The organism is Pseudoclavibacter sp. VKM Ac-2888 (assembly GCF_015351285.1).
Classification (GTDB): Bacteria; Actinomycetota; Actinomycetes; order Actinomycetales; family Microbacteriaceae; genus Pseudoclavibacter.
Genome location: NZ_JADKSM010000001.1, coordinates 2,733,408 through 2,749,597 on the forward strand (window position 1 = coordinate 2,733,408; position 16,190 = coordinate 2,749,597).

A 16,190-nucleotide genomic window follows, 5' to 3' on the forward strand; every position below is an offset into this window, starting at 1 on the left:
CTCAGACTTCTCGCCGGATGGAAGCATACGTCCCAGCGGAGAAGCGCGGGGTCGTCAGGCAGGTCCTGTCAATCCCTCCTTGGCGTCAAGGTCGACTGCCTCAGGTGTGGCGCGCGAATGCGAACGCGTCGAGCCAGGCATGCACGTCTGGCCAGTGCGGCGCATCCGGCGCGATCGCGGCGCGATGCTCAAGGGTCGCGGGCTCGATGAGCTCGACGTCGGCGCCAGCCTGCCTGGCGGCGGCAACGTAGGCGCGGGTGTGCTCGACCGGCACACGCTCGTCATCGACTCCGTGCACAAGCAGCGCCCGTGCCTGCAGAGGCAAATGCTCGATCGGTGACGCCGACGCGTAGACCTCCGGGGCTTGGGAGGGCGCCACGCGGAAGAACTCCGAGACGGCTCCGTCGCCGTTGCCCTCTTCGTAGCCGCGCGCGAGGTCAGTGACGGGCGCGAGCGCCACGACCGCGTCGCCTGGTTCTCCGCCGAGCAGTGCGAGCTGACCGCCAACCGAGTGCCCGACGATCACGAGCCGCGCATCCGGCGTCAACCGGGACGCCTCGCTGCGCGCCGCCGAGAGGCCGCGCGAGAGGTCCCCGCGCGTCGCAGACCATCCATCGTCGCCCCGCCGGTACTCGAGATTCGCCACGGACCAGCCGCGCCGGGTGAACTCCGGCACCAGCGGGAGCATGAGCTCGTCGGTGAACTGCGATCGCCAATATCCACCGTGGATGAGCACGGCGAGCCCGCGCACGGACCCGGAAGCCGCCCAGAACGTCAGATGCTGATCTGCGTCCGACCCGTATGTCTCGCGCCTCGCCTCAGGGTCGCCCGGCATGCCGCGGACGCTCGCATCCGTCACGTGCGCCGCCTCACGCGCCTTCCACGGCACCCTCTGGCAGGAAGTCGACGCCGTTCAGGGCTGAGAGACGCACGACCTCGGCCGGGTCGGTCACGTTGTGCAGCAGGCTGAAGAGGTTCGCCAGCTGGCCCCCTGGGCTCACCCAGAAGAGCGACTTCGCTGCCTCGACCTGCTTGTTGTAGTAAGCGTGCGGGATGCCCTTCGGCATCTGCACGAGGTCGCCCGGGCCGGCCGTGGTCCACTGGCCGTCGAGGTAGAGGGTGTAGACCCCCTCGAACACGTAGATGAACTCGTCCTGGGTGGGGTGCACGTGCGGCGGCACCCCGGTTCCGGCCGGGTCGAGCGAGAGCCATGAGTAGGTCGAGGCGCTCTCTGCCTTCGTGATGTAGGTGTGGCCGAGCACATTCCAGACACGGCCGGCCACGGCCTCGTCGGCTCGGACGATACCTGCGGGCAGGTCGCCCAGAACGATCTCTTCAGAACTCACCATTGGGTTCCTCCAGTTGGGGTCGGTGCGCTCAGTCTGGCAGATGCCTCGCCGCCTCGGCGATCGCGTTCGGGCTACTTTCTGGCCTGCTGGCGGATCGCGAGGACGCCGGTCGTCCAGGCCGTGGCGATCGCGGCGCATCCGCTGCTGCCGGCGATGATCATGGGCGCAGAGCTGGCCATGACCCCGGCAACCAGCATGACGAGCACTGCGAGCAGCAGAACGCTCATCGCGATCGTGAGGATGCGTATCGATCGGCGCTGCTTCATGCTGGCCGGCTGCGTCGCGTCTGCGTTCATGATCTCTCCCTTGTCCTTGTCACCGCGAGTGGGTGCTGCATTCAAGGTACGAAGCACAGGAGCCTCGGCGCTTCGGCCGCGGGGCTGAACTCGATAGCCGGAGGGATGAGACCGACGAGCTCGTGGTGCGGATACGAGCTTCGCGCTCCATCCGCTTCTCATGCCGCTCGCGTCCCTCGACCGCCTCCACCTCGCGATTCTCCGGCGGCGCGTTGGTGACGACGTCGTCGAGGAGGCGCGGCCGGATTCGCCTACTGCCCCGTCGCGTAGCCGGGTGCCATGTCCATGAAGCGAGAGAAGTGCCCCTGGAAGGTGACGGTGATCGTGTCGGTCGGGCCGTTGCGGTGCTTGGCGAGGATGAAGTCGGCCTCACCGCCGCGTGGGCTCTCCCGGTCGTACGCACCTTCGCGGTGGAGCAGGATGATCATGTCGGCGTCCTGCTCGAGCGATCCGGACTCACGGAGGTCGCTCGCCGCCGGACGCTTGTCTGCACGCTGCTCGGGACCACGGTTCAGCTGCGACAGCGCGATGACGGGAACGTCGAGCTCCTTCGCGAGCAGCTTCAGCGCACGCGAGAACTCCGACACTTCCTGCTGGCGGCTCTCGACGCGCTTGCCGCTCGTCATGAGCTGCAGGTAGTCGATGACGACGAGCGACAGCCCGACCTTCTGCTTGAGCCTGCGGCACTTCGCGCGGATCTCGACAAGCGTCATGTTCGGGCTGTCGTCGATGTAGAGCGGGGCGTCGGAGATGTCCCCCTGCGTGCGGGCGATCTGCGTCAGATCTTCCTGCGTGAGGCCGCCAGCACGCATGTGCTGCAGTCGCACGCTCGCCTCTGCCGAGATCAGTCGCATGGCGATCTCGCTCTTGCCCATCTCGAGGCTGAAGAAGATCGAGGCCTTGCCGTGCGTGATGGACGCGGAGCGTGCGAAGTCGAGCGCCACCGTCGACTTTCCGAGACCAGGGCGGGCTGCGACGATGATGAGCTGGCCGCCGTGGAAGCCGTTCGTGATGCGGTCGAGGTCGCTGAACCCGGTCGGCACTCCGGTCATGCCGCCGGATTTGTTCTGCGCGGCGTCGATGTCGTTCTGGGCCTCGAGGATGGCCTCCGCGAGGACGACGTAGTCCTCCTTCTCGACAGCCCCGGTGACGCCGTAGATCTCTGCCTGGGCCTGGTTGACGAGGTCGACGACCTCACCTTCCGCGAGGTAGCCCATCTGCACGATGCGGGTACCGGCCTCGACCAGGCGCCGCAGGACGGCGCGCTCCGAGACGATCGCCGCGTAGTAGCCGGCGTTCGCTGCTGTCGGCACGATGCCGGCCAGCGTGTGCAGATACTCGGCACCGCCGGCACGCGAGAGCTCACCCGACTTCGTGAGGTGGTCGGTGACGGTGATGACATCCGTGGGCTCACCGGCGGCGTAGAGCGCGTGGATGGAGTCGAAGATGATCTCGTGCTTCGGCACGTAGAAGTCGATGCCGCGCACGGCCTCGACGACGTCGGCGACCGCATCCTTCGAGAGGAGCATGCCGCCGATCGCGGACTGCTCGGCGAGCAGGTCGTGAGGAGGCGTGCGAACCCCGTCGTGCGTCTCTCGCTCACCCTGAGATGAGGAACCGAGATGCGCGATCGACACGGATGCTCCTGACTTCGCTCGAATGCCGGTGAGAGATTTGACCACAGTAGTCCCCAGCTCCCCAGCCGAGCGAACCATCGCCGGCGTGCCTGTGGATAACTCTGTGTGTAACTGTGGAGACGCGCCGGGCGATGTGTGGAAACTCTGTGGATAATATCGGGGATTATCCGAGATACTCAGGCATGAAAGGTGCTTTCACCTGGGTTTTTGTGTTCTTATCTCGCTGTGGACAACCGGTGTGAAGCATCCATTGAAGGTTGAAACCTGCAAGCGGGACTGTGCATAACATCCGCCCGCTTCCCCACGCAAACCGGGGATATCCGGGCGTTTTCCACAACCTTGCGAGCGTGTGCTCAGCGCCGCGTCGCGGCGCGCTCCCGCAGCTTTCGCTGCCGTCTCGCGCTCCAGCGATCGACGAGCACCTGCCCGTATGGAACGGCGATGACCACCGCCCGCCCCGACACGTTGCTCGACCGCCACCACCAGACGAGCACCGACAGCGCGAACAGCACCGTGATGCTGGCCACCGCGAGGCGCGTGTACGGCCCCTCGAAGAACGAGTCGGTCGGCTCAGCGAGCGTCACCGTCGTGAAGAAGATGGTCACCAGCATCGCGAGGTGCTCCTGCCCCTTCCTCCACGGACCCGCGACGGCCGCGAACGGAAGGATCCACATGACGTACCAGGGGTGGATGGCAGTGGATGCGGCGACGATGACCGCCGTGCACAGCACGAGGCGCAGCAGCGGGTCGATGGGCCGCTTCGTGAGGACGACCCACGCGGCGACGAGACCGGCGATCGAGAAGGCGATGACCTTGAGGATGACCTCGAAGACGAACGGGTCGAGGGTCACGAGCTCCGCGAGGCCGCGCACGGTGCCGACCATGAGCGTCAACGGGGAGTACCAGTGCTGGATCGCCCCCGGCACGGTGAGGGCCGTCACCCAGCCGAATCCCAACCCCAGCACGAGGCCGATGGCACCAACAAGTCCGATGGCGATGGCGCCGTGCAGTGTCCAGCTCTTCACTCTGTCCCACACGGGGAGTGAACTGGGCCTGCCGATGAGCGCCACGATGGGGAGGGCGATGAGCGCGATCGGCTTGATCGCCACAGCGAGCGCGATCCAGACCACTCCGAGGACACGATGCCCCTTGAGCGCCGCGAGCAGGCCGAACCCCATACCGGCGAGCATGAGGCCGTCGTTGTGCCCTGAGGCGATGAACAGGAGGAGCGTGAGGGGGTTCGCTGCGATCATCCAGGCGACGAAAGCGCGGTTGCGCCCGCGAAGTGCGGCGATCTTCAAGAAGGCCACCACCATGAGCACGGCGCCCGCGGTTGCGGCGACGCGATTCAGGAACAGGGCGTACTCGGGGATCTCTGCCCCGAGCCAGGAGAAGACGGCCGCGACGCCGAGGAACAGCGGACCGTAGGGCGACTCCGTGCTGGACCAGAAGGGATCGACGCCGAGCGAGTACCAGCCGGCGATCTCGTTGACGCCATGCTGGTACGGGTCGATCCCCGCCGCCATGAGGCGTCCGACCGCGACGTACGAGAACATGTCCCGACTGAAGACGGGGATGCAGATCAGCAGCGGCAGGGCCCAGATGACGGCCGTCCTGATCACGCGTCGCAGCGAGGCGTCGTCGTCGCGAATGCTCGGCCGGAAGCGGATCCAGGCGATGAGGAGCAGGAAGCCGCCGACGATGAGCAGCATCGTGCAGAGACGAGTCAGGTCTGGCGAGCTGCGGAAGAAGGCAATGGGGAACCACTCGCGGATACCGAGGCCGTCGCCGATCCAGCCAGCGCCGAACGACCCGACGAGGATGAACAGCGACCCGATGAAACCGAGGACCGTCGGGCTCACCGTCACCGGAAACCGGCGCGGCTCGTGCTCTGCTGCCGGTCGGTGCGTGTGGTTCGACATGTTCGTGTGTCAATCAGGAAAGGGAACGAGCTGGATGCTGGACTCCGCTGACCTTATAGCGTCCGCTCGCACATCCACCCCAGACTGGTGCGAGCAGGCCGTGGGGTGCGACCTTGGGGCCCGACGCGGGACAGGAACGGCCCCGGACATCGAGATGTCCGGGGCCGTGCTCTATCGATCAGCTACCGAGGTGCTGCTCGAGCGCCGAGGCGGCTACTGGCTATCGCTGGGCGATGACCTGGAGCTTGACGGTCGCAACGAGGTCGTCACGGAGGCGAACAGTCGCCTCGTGGTTGCCCGTGTACTTGATCGGGTTCGGGAACTCGACCTTGCGCTTGTCGATCTGGCCGAGGCCAGCTTCTTCGACGGCGGTCGCGACGTCGGCACCGCGAACGGAACCGAAGAGGCGGCCTTCGGCGCCCGACTTCACGTGAAGCTTGACGATGGCGGACTCGATCTTGTCCTTGAGCGCCTTCGCCTCTTCGAGGGTTGCGAGTTCGCGTGCGGCACGAGCGGAACGAATCTGCTCGACCTGCTTCTCGCTGCCACGGGACCAGCTGACTGCGTAGCCCTTGGGGACGAGGTAGTTGCGGGCGTACCCGCTCTTGACCTCGATGACGTCACCGGCTGCACCGAGGCCGGAGACCTCGTGCGTAAGAATTACCTTTGCCATGTCGACTACTCCTTAGCGGCCAGAGCCGGCGTAGGGCAGGAGCGCCATTTCACGTGCGTTCTTGACTGCACGTGCGATGAGGCGCTGCTCCTGGACGGAGACGCCGGTGATGCGACGAGCGCGAATCTTTCCGCGCTCCGAGATGAACTTGCGGAGGGTGTTGACATCCTTGTAGTCGATGACTCCGACCCGGATCTGCTTCGCGGGAGCAGCGGGCTTGCCGCCCTTCCCGCGTACACCCTTGCGGCGGTCGCCGCTTGACTTTCCAGCCATTGGGATCTTCTTTCGTTGAGTGTGTTTGCGAGCGCCCTTTAGAAGGGGGGCTCGTCAAAATCGTTCGATGCGCCGGGCGTCGCCCAGCCGGATGCGCCGTTGTCGCGGGGCTGGCCAGCAGGCTGGCCCCATGGCTCGTCCGCCGGGGCGGACTGACGTCCACCTGACGCGTTGCCGTTGCTGTTGCCGCCGCCGTTGCCACCGAAGGAACGCTGCTGGCCACCGCCGAAGCCACCCTGGCCGCCACCCTGCTGTCCGCCGGCGCCGCCGGAGGACGTGCGGGTGAGCTGCGCAGTGGCGTAGCGGAGGCTAGGACCGATCTCCTCGATCTCGAGCTCGATGGAAGTGCGCTTCTCGCCTTCCTTCGTCTCGTAGGAGCGCTGCTTGAGGCGACCCTGCGCGATGACTCGCGAGCCCTTTGAGAGGCTCGAGGCGACATGCTCCGCAAACTCACGCCAGACGCTCGCCCGAAGGAAGAGTGCCTCGCCGTCCTTCCACTCGTTCGCCTGACGGTCGAACACGCGGGGGGTGGATGCGATGGTGAAGTTCGCGACTGCGAGCCCGTTCTGCGTGTACCGCAGTTCGGGGTCAGCCGTGAGGTTGCCCACCACGGTGATGATCGTGTCGCCAGCCATGACTAGGCCTCGGTGGTCGCCGCGGGCTTCGCTGCAATAGCAGCGGCCTTGGCAGCCTTGCGAGCCTCGTCGCGCTTCGCCTCGGAGGCGACGCGAGCGATGGCCTCTTCTGCGCGGAGCACCTTGGTGCGCATGACAGCTTCGGACAGGTTCAGCTGGCGGTCGAGCTCGTTCGCCGTTGCCGAGGTCGACGTGAAGTCAACGACGGCGTAGATGCCTTCGCTCTTCTTGTTGATCTCGTAGGCGAGGCGACGACGGCCCCAGATGTCGGTCTTCTCGATGGTTCCACCGTCATTGCGAATGACGTTGAGGAACTTATCGAGGCTCGGAGCTACGGTGCGCTCGTCGATCTCTGGATCGAGGATCACCATCAACTCATACTGATGCACGATAAACCCACCTCCTTCGGTCTAGAACGGCTGCAGACGATCTGCAGCAGGAGGGTTATTGCGCGTGCCTGGGCAGTTGATCGCTCAGACAACCTGGCAAGCATAGTCGCTTCCGGCTCCTAAATGCCAGTCAATTGGAAGAACTCCCCGACTCGCGAACGAATATGCTCTTTCCAGCACAACCGGCGGCCCCCGTGGTCCGCTGAAACGCACCACTACCTAGGGGAATCATGAGCGATCCAACAGGCGGCGCGGGCGAACGCGACCCGAACGCCCCAGTGCCACAGAACTCAGCACCGCAGGAAGGCGACGCTGCGGCGTCGCAAGCTCCTCAGGCGGCGTTCGGCGACCAGCCCGGCGGAGCCGAGCAGGGCTCGAGCAACGGCTACGGCGTCGGCAGCAGCTACGGCTCGAGCGGCGACAACTACCAGGCCCCGGGCAACTACACGGCGCCTGGCGGCTCCTACGAGTCCCCGGGCTCCGCATCCGGCTACCAGGGCGGGCAGTCGTCCTACTCCGGTTCGACCGGTTCGAGCGTGCCGAGCGCATCGTCGAACTCGGGCTACTCGACCCCCAACTACGGTTCGTCGAGCGACAACTCCAGCTACGGGGCGTCGAGCGACAACTCGTACTCGTCGCCGAGCGCTGGCTCGTACACGGGGGACACCTCGTACACGGCACCCTCCGCATCCGGAAGCGACTACTCGGCTCCGAGCTACGGCAGCACTCCCGACTACTCGGCCGGAAACGGCTACGGGAACGACAGCGCACCCGGGTCCTACGGGTCAGCACCCGCACCCGACGCGTACGGGGCATCAGCGCAGAACAACGCGTACGGCTCGGCTCCGGCACCCGACGCGTACGGCACGTCCGGACAGGGCAACGCCTACGGCGCCCAGTCCCAGGACCCGAACGCAGCTCCCGGCGCCTACGGAGCGGCTCCTGCCTACGGAGCAGCCGGCGGTGCTGGCGGAGGCCAGCAGCAGCAGTATGGCAACTACGCCCCGCAGGGCAAGGGCGGCTTCAACGTTCTCGGCCTGATCGCAACGATCGCGGGTGCCTTGGCTCTCTTGATCTGCCTCATTCCCTTCGCCGGGTACTTCTTGGCGATCGTGTTCGCGCTCGCCGCGATCGGCCTGGGCATCGCCGGCCTCGTCGTCAAGCGCTTCAACGCGAAGAAGCTCTTCGCAATCATCGGCGTAGCGCTTGGCGGCATCGCGCTGCTCGGCGGCTGGGCGATCACCCTGGCCACGAGCGCCGGGGTTGCGCAGGACATCTCCGACGAGGCCACGACACAGATCGATGAGCTCTCTGACGAGTCATCCGGCGAGCTGGAGATCGAACTGACCATCACCAGCACGGGCACCTCCCCGGTCGACATCACGTACAGCTACGAGAACGGCCTGGCTGGCTCGGACCGTGTCCAGGTCGACACGGAGGCGCTTGCGACAGCAGTGCCGTGGTCGGAGACCACCACGATGAAGTACGAGGCTTCGTACGGATACGACAGCACCCTCGCATCTGTTTCCGCGAGCCACAGCGACTACAACGACCAGTCAGAGCTCTCCTGCACCCTGACGGTCAATGGAACCGTGATCGTGGAGGCGAGTAGCTCAAGCTACGTCTCCTGCTACGACTCGAACCTCTCGCAGTACGCGCTCGCCGAGTAGCTCCAGTCGCATCGACACGAACGGCCCCCTCTTCGGAGGGGGCCGTTCTGCGTTGCTTCGACAGACCAGAGTTCGCCTGGCAGACCAGCCGCGCTGAATCCCCTGCCCGTGCATCCAAACGCGCACCGTCCGTGATGGGTTTTCACGACCGGTGATGGGAAAGAACCCATCACCGTCACCGAAAGTCATCACGCGCCTCAACGGCGCCACGACGGACCGGTGCCGCCTCGGACTGGTGCCGCTTCGGAGCGGTGCCACTACGGCCGGTTCTGCTCCCACCAGTCGAGCAGTCGCTGCTTCGCGTCGTCGTGCTCGAGCGGGCCCTCATCGAGGCGCACCTCGAGCAGGTGCTTGTATGCCTTCCCGACGAGCGGGCCGGGGGCGATGTCGAGGATCGCCATGATCTGCTCCCCATCGAGACTGGGGCGCACGGAGTCGAGCTCCTCCTTCTCCTGCAGTTCCAGGATGCGCCGCTCGAGGTCGTCGATCGCGAAGAGGAGCCGATCGGACTTCCGCTGGTTGCGCGTCGTGATGTCGGCGCGGATGAGGATGAGGAGCCGCTGCAGCTCTGGTCCGGCGTCTCGCGCGAATCGTCGCACCGCCGAGTCGGTCCAGCCCGCGCCCTCGTAGTTGAAGACCCGCATGTGGAGTTCGACGAGGCGCGCCACCGACTTGATGGTGTCGTTATCGAACCGCAGTGACGTGAGGCGCTTGCGCGCGAGCTTCGCGCCGACGACGTCGTGGTTGTAGAAGGTGACCTTCCGCCCCTCGCCGAAGCGTCTCGTCTTGGGCTTGCCGATGTCGTGCAGCAGCGCGGCGAGGCGCAGGACGAGGTCCGAGTCCGCTCCGGGGTTGCGCTCGCGCTCGAGGCTGATGGCCTGTTCGAGCACCGTGATGGAGTGCTCGTAGACGTCCTTGTGCCGGTGCGCGTCGTCGCGTTCGAGCTGCAGCGCGGGCAGCTCCGGCAGCACGAGCTCGGCGAGCCCCGTCTCGACGAACAGCTCGAGGCCTGGCCGAGGCGTGTCCGTCTTGAGCAGCTTCACGAGCTCGTCGCGCACTCGTTCCGCGGAGATGTCGAGGATGCGCCGCCGCAGCTCGACGATCGCGTCGAAGGAGTCGCGGTCGAGCTGGAAGCCGAGCTGCGAGGTGAACCGCACCGCCCGCAGCATCCGCAACGGGTCGTCGCCGAACGACACTGCAGCCTCGATGGGCGTGCGCAGGGTCGTCTCGATGAGGTCTTTCGTGCCGTCGGAGAGGTCGACGAGCGTGAGCGCCGGGAGCTGCAGGGCAAGCGCGTTGACGGTGAAGTCGCGCCGATGCAGGTCGCCGTCGATGGTGTCGCCGAACGCCACGACGGGCTTCCGGGAGGTCCCGTCGTAGCTGTCGGCGCGGTAGGTCGTGATCTCGACGGTCTCACCGGAGAACCGTGCCCCGATCGTGCCGAACTCGCGACCGATGTCCCAGTGCGCATCCGCGATCGGGGCGACGATGCGGAGGATCTCATCTGGCCGAGCATTCGTCGTGAAGTCGAGGTCGGTGACGTCCCTCCCGAGGAAGGCATCTCGCACCGGACCGCCGACCAGGGCGAGCTCGAAGCCCGCGGCCTCGAAGGCGGAGGCGAGCTCGGCGACGGGAGACGCGGTCGCGAGTCCGCGAAGGCGTTCCATGGCGGACTGCACGTTTTGCATCCGCTCATTCTACGAGGCGAGGCGGACGGTCGGCTCGCCTCTGAGGGCGCGTTCAGCTCGCCACCTCGCCGTCCGTCCTTACTATGGAGGTCATGGACCACGCACCGCGCGCCGCTGTGCCACGGTTCCTGCGTGCCTGTGCACGCCGGGTTGTCCCTGCGACGCTCCTGGCGTCGGTGCTGGCGCTCGGGGTCACCGGTGGCGCGTCAGCTGCACCCACGAACCAGACGAGCCCGGCCACGGTCAGCGCCTCGACAGCCGCGCCGCGAGCCATCGCCGACGCGCCGGACGGGCAGGTCTCGATCTTCGCCGCGCCGGCCGACGGCGGTCTCGTGCAGCCAGGCGGACCGCTCGTCGTGGAGCTCGTCGTCGTGAACAAGACGGATGCCGAGATCGCGCCCGGCCAGCTCGAGCTCGCGGTCGGTTCGTCGACGATCGACACGAGGTTCGCGTTGAATGCGTGGAGCTCCTCGAGCAACGAGTCCGCGGTTGACCGGCTCGACGTCGTCGCGGACCTCGCAACGGAGAGCGTCCCGCCCGGGGAGACCGAGCTCGTGAACGTGTCGGTATCTGCGGAGGGGCTGCCGTCCGCCGCCACCGACGACTTCGGTCCCCGAGCCATGGCCGCGACCCTCACGAGCGGTGACTCGAAGCTCGCACAGGCGCGTTCCACGATCGTGCTCAACGGCGTCGCTGCCGCTGAGCCGACGCTCGTCTCGACCGTCGTTCCCATCACCTCCGGCCTGTTCGTCGATGCCGATGAGGCGCTGCTCAGCAGTGCGCGGCTTGCCGAGGAGACGGCCCCGGGCGGGCGCCTCGAGAAGATCCTCACCGCGGTCGAGGCCAGCCCGAACTCGACGGTCGCGATCGACCCCCGCCTCCTGGCCTCGATCCGCGTGCTCGGTTCTGCAGCCCCGCAATCGGCGCTCACATGGCTGGACCGGCTGACGGCGATCGACAATCAGACGTTCGAGCTTCCCTTCGCAGATGCGAGCCTCACCCTCCAGTCGCAGTGGGGGGCCCAGCAGCCGCTGGAGGTCACGAACTTCGACTTCGACATCGATCCCGCGAACTTCGCCGATCCCGCGGAAACCCAGACGCCGACGCCGACGCCGACCGAGAGCGCCGACACCGGGACGCTCACCCCCTCCGAGGACGAGGCGGCGGGCACCGACGCAGAGGGCAGCGCGGAATCGTCCTCGTCCCCCGAGGCGACCACGACCGAGTCCCCCGCGCCAACCGCCACAGAGGATCCTGAGCCGGTCGCACCGCCGCTGCCCACGACCGAGAGCCTCGTCAGCTTCCCGTACACGATGAGCGGCGTCGTCTGGCCGCAGGCTGGCACCGTCCAGTCGGCAGACCTCGACAGGTTCCGCGACTGGGGCGGCGAGTCCCTCATCCTGGACGACTCCAACACGGGAGTCAGCGCGGACGCGGACTTCACCGAGAGCGCGCAGGCCACGGTCGCAGGCTGGAGCGCGGTCATCGCCGAGAAGACCCTCGACGACGCGATCGACGACGCCGTGCACGCCACCACGGACGAGGAATGGAACGAGGCGGCGACGCGCATCGCGACGCTCCTGGCCGTCGTGACGCGCGAACTCCCCTACGAGCCGCGCACGCTGGTCGGCACGGTGACGCGCGACGAGTTCGACGGCGATCGCCTCGCACAGACCCTGCAGTTCGTGGATGGGCTGAGCTGGGCTTCAGCGACACCGCTGACGTTCCCGAGCAACGCCGACACCGGGCGGCGGGAGGCCTCCCTCATCGACGGAAGCGTCGGCGAGTCCGCGTTCAACCGCATGACGAACGTCATGCAGACCATCGAGCGCGCGCAGGTCATCTCGACGATCTTCGAGGACCCGCAGGACTACAGCGACCCGGTCCGAGTCGCCGGCATCGGCGCCCTCGCAACCGGGTGGGCGACCACACCGGCAGAGGCGCAGACTGCCGTCAGCGGGCTCCGCAACCACGTCACGCTCACGGAGTCGTATGTCCAGCTCGGCGACACGAGCGAGGCGCTCATCGTCGGCCGCGACACCGAGCTGCCGCTCTTCGTGTCCAACGCGATCCAGGACCGCAAAGTCACCGTGCTCGTCGAGTTGAGGCCGACGACGGGCGCCGTCGAGACTGGCGACGCCGTCGCCCTCACGATCGAGCCGAACTCGATGTCGCGGGTCGGCATCCCCATCAAGGCGATCGCCAACGGACCGACGTACGTCACCGTGAACGTCATGACCCCGGATGGCGAGCAGCTCTCCTCGACGAAGCAGATTCGCCTGGATGTGCGCGCCGAATGGGAGAGCATCGCGATCCTGGTTGCGAGCGCCGGCCTGGCCGTGCTCTTCGTCGCGGGTCTCGTGCGCACCATCCGTCGTCGGCTCGCAGCAGTGGCCGGACCCGGAGCCGAGCCTTCGGACGCTCAGACTTCCGCCGAGGACAGCCCCCAAGCCGACGCGGCTGACACCCAGACCGCCGACGCGGCGAAGACCGAGGAGTAGGCATGGCTCAGGGCATCGCTCGGGCGAGCGCGCTCCTGGCATCGGGCACCATGGTGTCTCGCGTGCTGGGCTTCGTGAAGGCCATCGTCATCGCGCAGACGATCGGTGTCATCGGCGTCTCCGCCGACGCCTACGCCGGGGCGAACCAGCTGCCGAGCAACATCTACTCGATCATCTCGGTCGGGCTCCTCAACGCCGTCATCGTGCCGCAGGTCGTCAAGGCAGCGAGACACGAAGACGGCGGTCAGCTCTACGTCAACAGGCTCGTGACGCTCGCCATGGTGCTGCTGGGCGGGCTGACGATCCTCGCGACCGTAGGCGCGCCCATCATCGGCGCGCTCTACGGCGCGAGCCTCAGCCCCGAACAGCTGGGGCTCCTCGTGGCGTTCGCCTACTGGTGCATGCCGCAGATCTTCTTCTACGGCATGTACGCCGTCCTCGGCGAGATCCTCAACGCCCGCGGCCTCTTCGGGCCGTTCGCGTGGGCGCCCGTCATCAACAACGTCGTCGGCATCGCAGGCCTGCTGCTGTTCAGCTCCGTGTTCGGCGCCGACCCGACGGGTACCGGGCGCAACATCGACTCGTGGGACCCGACGATGATCGCGATGCTCGGCGGCACCGCCACGCTCGGCGTCGCGATGCAGACGATCGTGCTGCTGTTCTTCTGGCGTCGCGCGGGCCTGCGCTTCGGCCTGGACTTCCAGTTCCGCGGCACGGGCCTCGGTCAGGTCGGCAAGCTCGCCGGGTGGACGCTCGGCATGCTGCTCGTCATGCAGCTCGCAGGGCTCGTCGAGACGATCGTCGCCTACCTGGCATCTGGTGAGAACGCGTCGATCGCGGCCATGCAGAACGCGTTCCTCATCTTCGCGCTCCCGCACGCCGTCATCGCCGTCTCGATCGCCACTGCGTTCTTCACCCGCATGAGCGCGGCGATCAGTGACGACAGACCCCAGGACTTCATCCGCGACCTCTCCGAGGGTTCGCGCCTCATCGGCATGTTCTTGCTGTTCGCCGGGTTCGGCCTCGCACTCGTGGCTGTGCCGTTCGCGCGGATCTTCGCGACGACGGATGCCGGCATCAACTCGATCGCGGCGATCCTCATCGCGTTCCTGGTCGGCCTCATCCCGTTCAGTGGCCTGTTCCTCGTGCAGCGCGCCTTCTACGCGCTCGAGGACACTAAGACCATCTTCTTCGTGTTCCTCTTCACGTTGCCACTGCACATCTTCGGCATGGCGCTCGCCGCGATCGGGCCGGTCGAGCTCATCGTCGTGGGCCTCGCCCTGATGCAGTCGATCATGTCGACCCTGCGGCTCGCGATCCTGCTCTTCATCCTGCGGAAGCGGATGGGCCAGCTCGACTTCGCGAACATCGTTCGCTCCTACGTGCGCTTCACGATCGCGGCCATCGCTGCATCCATCCCAGCCCTGATCGTCATGGTGCTGCTCGGCACGTTCCAGGAGGACGGCTTCCCCCGCTCCGGCATCTTCCAGGCGCTCGTCTCGTGCGCGATCGGCGCCGGCATCATGGCCCTCTTCTACTTCCCCCTGCTCTGGCTGCTCAAGTCACCCGAGTTCCGGGGCTTCGCCGGCCCACTCCTCGCTCGTTTCGGCATCAAGCCCGGCCCGCCATCGAGTCCAGCCCGCCCCGGCGAGGAGGGGCTCGACGAGGATGACCTTCCGGCGTTCCCAGAAACCGTCACCGTTGGCGCGGAGGACTCGGCACCGACGCCATGGAATCTCGCATCCGAGGAGATCGAGCCAGACCCTGCGGACGAACGCAGGCAGGCTGCGGAGCAGGAACAGCGCGAGGAGCGAGTCAACGCGGCCTCCTGGGCGTTCGGTGGCGCCACCGAGGACCTCTCGACCGCCGGCATCATCCTGCCCATGCACTCACGGACGACCGAGATCCCGAAGGTCGGCCGACAGGAACCGCCCCGCACCCGCCGGGAGCGTCGCGAGGAGGAGCGCCGAGCTGTGATCGAGCTGGCCGCCCGCCGTGAAGAAGAGGCGCGTCTCGCCCGTGAGGCCCGGAGCCAGGCCGATGACGACGACGGGCGCGGTTCAACACCTCGTCCGAAGGAATAGTCGCTAGTCTCAACGCGTTTGCCTGTATGTCGAGCCGCGATTCCCGCGACTCGGAGAAGTGCGGAGGACTCATGCGGAACGTCATCATCATCGGTTCAGGCCCCGCCGGCTACACGGCTGCGATCTACGCGGCCCGTGCTGGCCTCAAGCCTGTCGTCATCACCTCGAGCGTCGAAGTCGGCGGCGAGCTGATGAACACGACCGACGTCGAGAACTTCCCCGGCTTCCCCGAGGGCATCCTCGGCCCAGACCTCATGGAGCGCATGCAGGCGCAGGCTGAGCGCTTCGGCGCCGAGCTCGTCTACGACGACGTCACGACAGTCGACCTCGAGGGCGACGTCAAGAAGGTCTCCACGTCGTACAGCGGCGACTTCGAGGCGCGCACGGTCATCATCTCGACCGGTTCCGCCTACCGGAAGCTGGGCCTCGACGCTGAAGGCAGGCTCTCGGGCCGCGGCGTCTCCTGGTGCGCGACCTGCGACGGCGCGTTCTTCAAGGACCAGCACATCGCGGTCGTCGGCGGCGGCGACTCGGCGATGGAGGAGGCGACCTTCCTGACGCGCTTCGCGAGCAAGGTCACGATCATCCACCGCTCCGAGAACCTCCGCGCATCGGTCATCATGCGCGAGCGTGCGGAGCAGAACCCGAAGATCGAGTGGATGCTCAACTCCCGTATCGAGGACATCACCGGTGAGGCGAGCGTCGAGTCGGCGAGCGTCCTCAACACGGCGACCGACGAGCGCACCGAGCTGCCCGTGACGGGCGTGTTCGTCGCGATCGGCAACGACCCCCGCATCGACCTCTTCAAGGATGTCCTCGACATCACCGAGGAGGGCACGATCTGGGTGGATGGCCGCTCCTCGCGCACGAGCATCCCCGGCGTCTTCGCCGCCGGCGACGTCATCGACCCCCACTACCGTCAGGCCATCACGGCTGCGGGTTCCGGCACGGTCGCGGCACTCGACGCGGAAGCGTTCCTGGCGGCTCTCCCCGAGCCGATCGCGGAGGAGTCGGAAGACCAGGCAGCCGCCGCGGTGACGGAGAGCGAAACCGTCATCGTCTGATCGACCGGA

The 16,190-nt window shown here is 66.9% G+C and carries 14 protein-coding genes; 4 read left to right on the forward strand and 10 right to left on the reverse strand.

The features are described from left to right. Window positions 1–100: 100 nt before the first annotated feature. From ITJ61_RS12945 to rpsF, 9 genes are all read right to left on the reverse strand, one after another. Window positions 101–859 (reverse strand): alpha/beta hydrolase family protein, encoded by a 759-nt coding sequence (locus tag ITJ61_RS12945; protein WP_194686405.1) that lies wholly within the window; start codon window positions 857–859, stop codon window positions 101–103. A 10-nt stretch (window positions 860–869) separates the two neighbouring features. Then, window positions 870–1,349: a cupin domain-containing protein gene (locus ITJ61_RS12950; protein WP_194686406.1), complete on the reverse strand. Its 480-nt coding sequence runs from the start codon at window positions 1,347–1,349 to the stop codon at window positions 870–872. 71 nt (window positions 1,350–1,420) lie between these two features. After that, entirely contained in the window at window positions 1,421–1,645 is a 225-nt protein-coding gene (locus ITJ61_RS12955) for a hypothetical protein (RefSeq protein WP_104300330.1), read from the reverse strand. Window positions 1,646–1,896: 251 nt separating this feature from the next. Further along, window positions 1,897–3,282 (reverse strand): replicative DNA helicase, encoded by a 1,386-nt coding sequence (gene dnaB, locus ITJ61_RS12960; RefSeq protein ID WP_104243995.1) that lies wholly within the window; start codon window positions 3,280–3,282, stop codon window positions 1,897–1,899. Between the two features lie 353 nt (window positions 3,283–3,635). Further along, window positions 3,636–5,204, reverse strand: coding sequence for a polyprenol phosphomannose-dependent alpha 1,6 mannosyltransferase MptB (gene mptB / locus ITJ61_RS12965; protein WP_194686407.1), 1,569 nt, complete (start codon window positions 5,202–5,204; stop codon window positions 3,636–3,638). A gap of 220 nt (window positions 5,205–5,424) precedes the next feature. After that, complete coding sequence (gene rplI, locus ITJ61_RS12970; protein WP_104243999.1) at window positions 5,425–5,877, reverse strand: 50S ribosomal protein L9; 453 nt, start codon at window positions 5,875–5,877, stop codon at window positions 5,425–5,427. A gap of 12 nt (window positions 5,878–5,889) precedes the next feature. Beyond that, window positions 5,890–6,150 carry a 30S ribosomal protein S18 gene (rpsR, locus tag ITJ61_RS12975; protein WP_068482210.1) on the reverse strand — a complete coding sequence of 87 codons (261 nt, stop codon included), beginning with the start codon at window positions 6,148–6,150 and terminating at the stop codon, window positions 5,890–5,892. A 38-nt stretch (window positions 6,151–6,188) separates the two neighbouring features. Then, complete coding sequence (locus ITJ61_RS12980; RefSeq protein WP_104244001.1) at window positions 6,189–6,785, reverse strand: single-stranded DNA-binding protein; 597 nt, start codon at window positions 6,783–6,785, stop codon at window positions 6,189–6,191. 2 nt (window positions 6,786–6,787) lie between these two features. Beyond that, entirely contained in the window at window positions 6,788–7,177 is a 390-nt protein-coding gene (gene rpsF / locus ITJ61_RS12985) for a 30S ribosomal protein S6 (RefSeq protein WP_104244003.1), read from the reverse strand. A gap of 227 nt (window positions 7,178–7,404) precedes the next feature. On the opposite strand from rpsF, the gene ITJ61_RS12990 reads away from it, so the two are divergent. Then, a complete protein-coding gene (locus ITJ61_RS12990; RefSeq protein WP_104300334.1) occupies window positions 7,405–8,844 on the forward strand; it encodes a DUF308 domain-containing protein in 1,440 nt (479 codons plus the stop codon). A gap of 257 nt (window positions 8,845–9,101) precedes the next feature. On the opposite strand, the gene ITJ61_RS12995 is transcribed toward ITJ61_RS12990, so the two are convergent. Continuing rightward, complete coding sequence (locus tag ITJ61_RS12995; RefSeq protein ID WP_194686408.1) at window positions 9,102–10,532, reverse strand: CCA tRNA nucleotidyltransferase; 1,431 nt, start codon at window positions 10,530–10,532, stop codon at window positions 9,102–9,104. 92 nt (window positions 10,533–10,624) lie between these two features. Between ITJ61_RS12995 and ITJ61_RS13000 the strand changes: the two genes are divergently transcribed. The 3 genes from ITJ61_RS13000 to trxB all read left to right on the forward strand — a co-directional run bounded on the left by ITJ61_RS13000 (window position 10,625) and on the right by trxB (window position 16,181). Next, window positions 10,625–13,033 carry a DUF6049 family protein gene (locus ITJ61_RS13000; RefSeq protein ID WP_194686409.1) on the forward strand — a complete coding sequence of 803 codons (2,409 nt, stop codon included), beginning with the start codon at window positions 10,625–10,627 and terminating at the stop codon, window positions 13,031–13,033. A gap of 2 nt (window positions 13,034–13,035) precedes the next feature. Beyond that, window positions 13,036–15,117, forward strand: a complete 2,082-nt coding sequence (gene murJ, locus ITJ61_RS13005; RefSeq protein WP_194686410.1) for a murein biosynthesis integral membrane protein MurJ — start codon at window positions 13,036–13,038, stop codon at window positions 15,115–15,117. 71 nt (window positions 15,118–15,188) lie between these two features. Beyond that, window positions 15,189–16,181 carry a thioredoxin-disulfide reductase gene (trxB, locus tag ITJ61_RS13010; protein WP_104244178.1) on the forward strand — a complete coding sequence of 331 codons (993 nt, stop codon included), beginning with the start codon at window positions 15,189–15,191 and terminating at the stop codon, window positions 16,179–16,181. Window positions 16,182–16,190 lie beyond the last annotated feature (9 nt).

Coding starts and splice junctions, on each gene's coding strand:
- mptB (WP_194686407.1), bottom strand. CDS start 5,204: ATGTCGAACCACACGCACCGACCGGCAGCAGAGCACGAGCCGCGCCGG.
- rplI (WP_104243999.1), bottom strand. CDS start 5,877: ATGGCAAAGGTAATTCTTACGCACGAGGTCTCCGGCCTCGGTGCAGCC.
- ITJ61_RS13000 (WP_194686409.1), top strand. CDS start 10,625: ATGGACCACGCACCGCGCGCCGCTGTGCCACGGTTCCTGCGTGCCTGT.
- ITJ61_RS12955 (WP_104300330.1), bottom strand. CDS start 1,645: ATGAACGCAGACGCGACGCAGCCGGCCAGCATGAAGCAGCGCCGATCG.
- ITJ61_RS12980 (WP_104244001.1), bottom strand. CDS start 6,785: ATGGCTGGCGACACGATCATCACCGTGGTGGGCAACCTCACGGCTGAC.
- trxB (WP_104244178.1), top strand. CDS start 15,189: ATGCGGAACGTCATCATCATCGGTTCAGGCCCCGCCGGCTACACGGCT.
- ITJ61_RS12990 (WP_104300334.1), top strand. CDS start 7,405: ATGAGCGATCCAACAGGCGGCGCGGGCGAACGCGACCCGAACGCCCCA.
- ITJ61_RS12950 (WP_194686406.1), bottom strand. CDS start 1,349: ATGGTGAGTTCTGAAGAGATCGTTCTGGGCGACCTGCCCGCAGGTATC.
- ITJ61_RS12995 (WP_194686408.1), bottom strand. CDS start 10,532: ATGCAAAACGTGCAGTCCGCCATGGAACGCCTTCGCGGACTCGCGACC.
- murJ (WP_194686410.1), top strand. CDS start 13,036: ATGGCTCAGGGCATCGCTCGGGCGAGCGCGCTCCTGGCATCGGGCACC.
- rpsR (WP_068482210.1), bottom strand. CDS start 6,150: ATGGCTGGAAAGTCAAGCGGCGACCGCCGCAAGGGTGTACGCGGGAAG.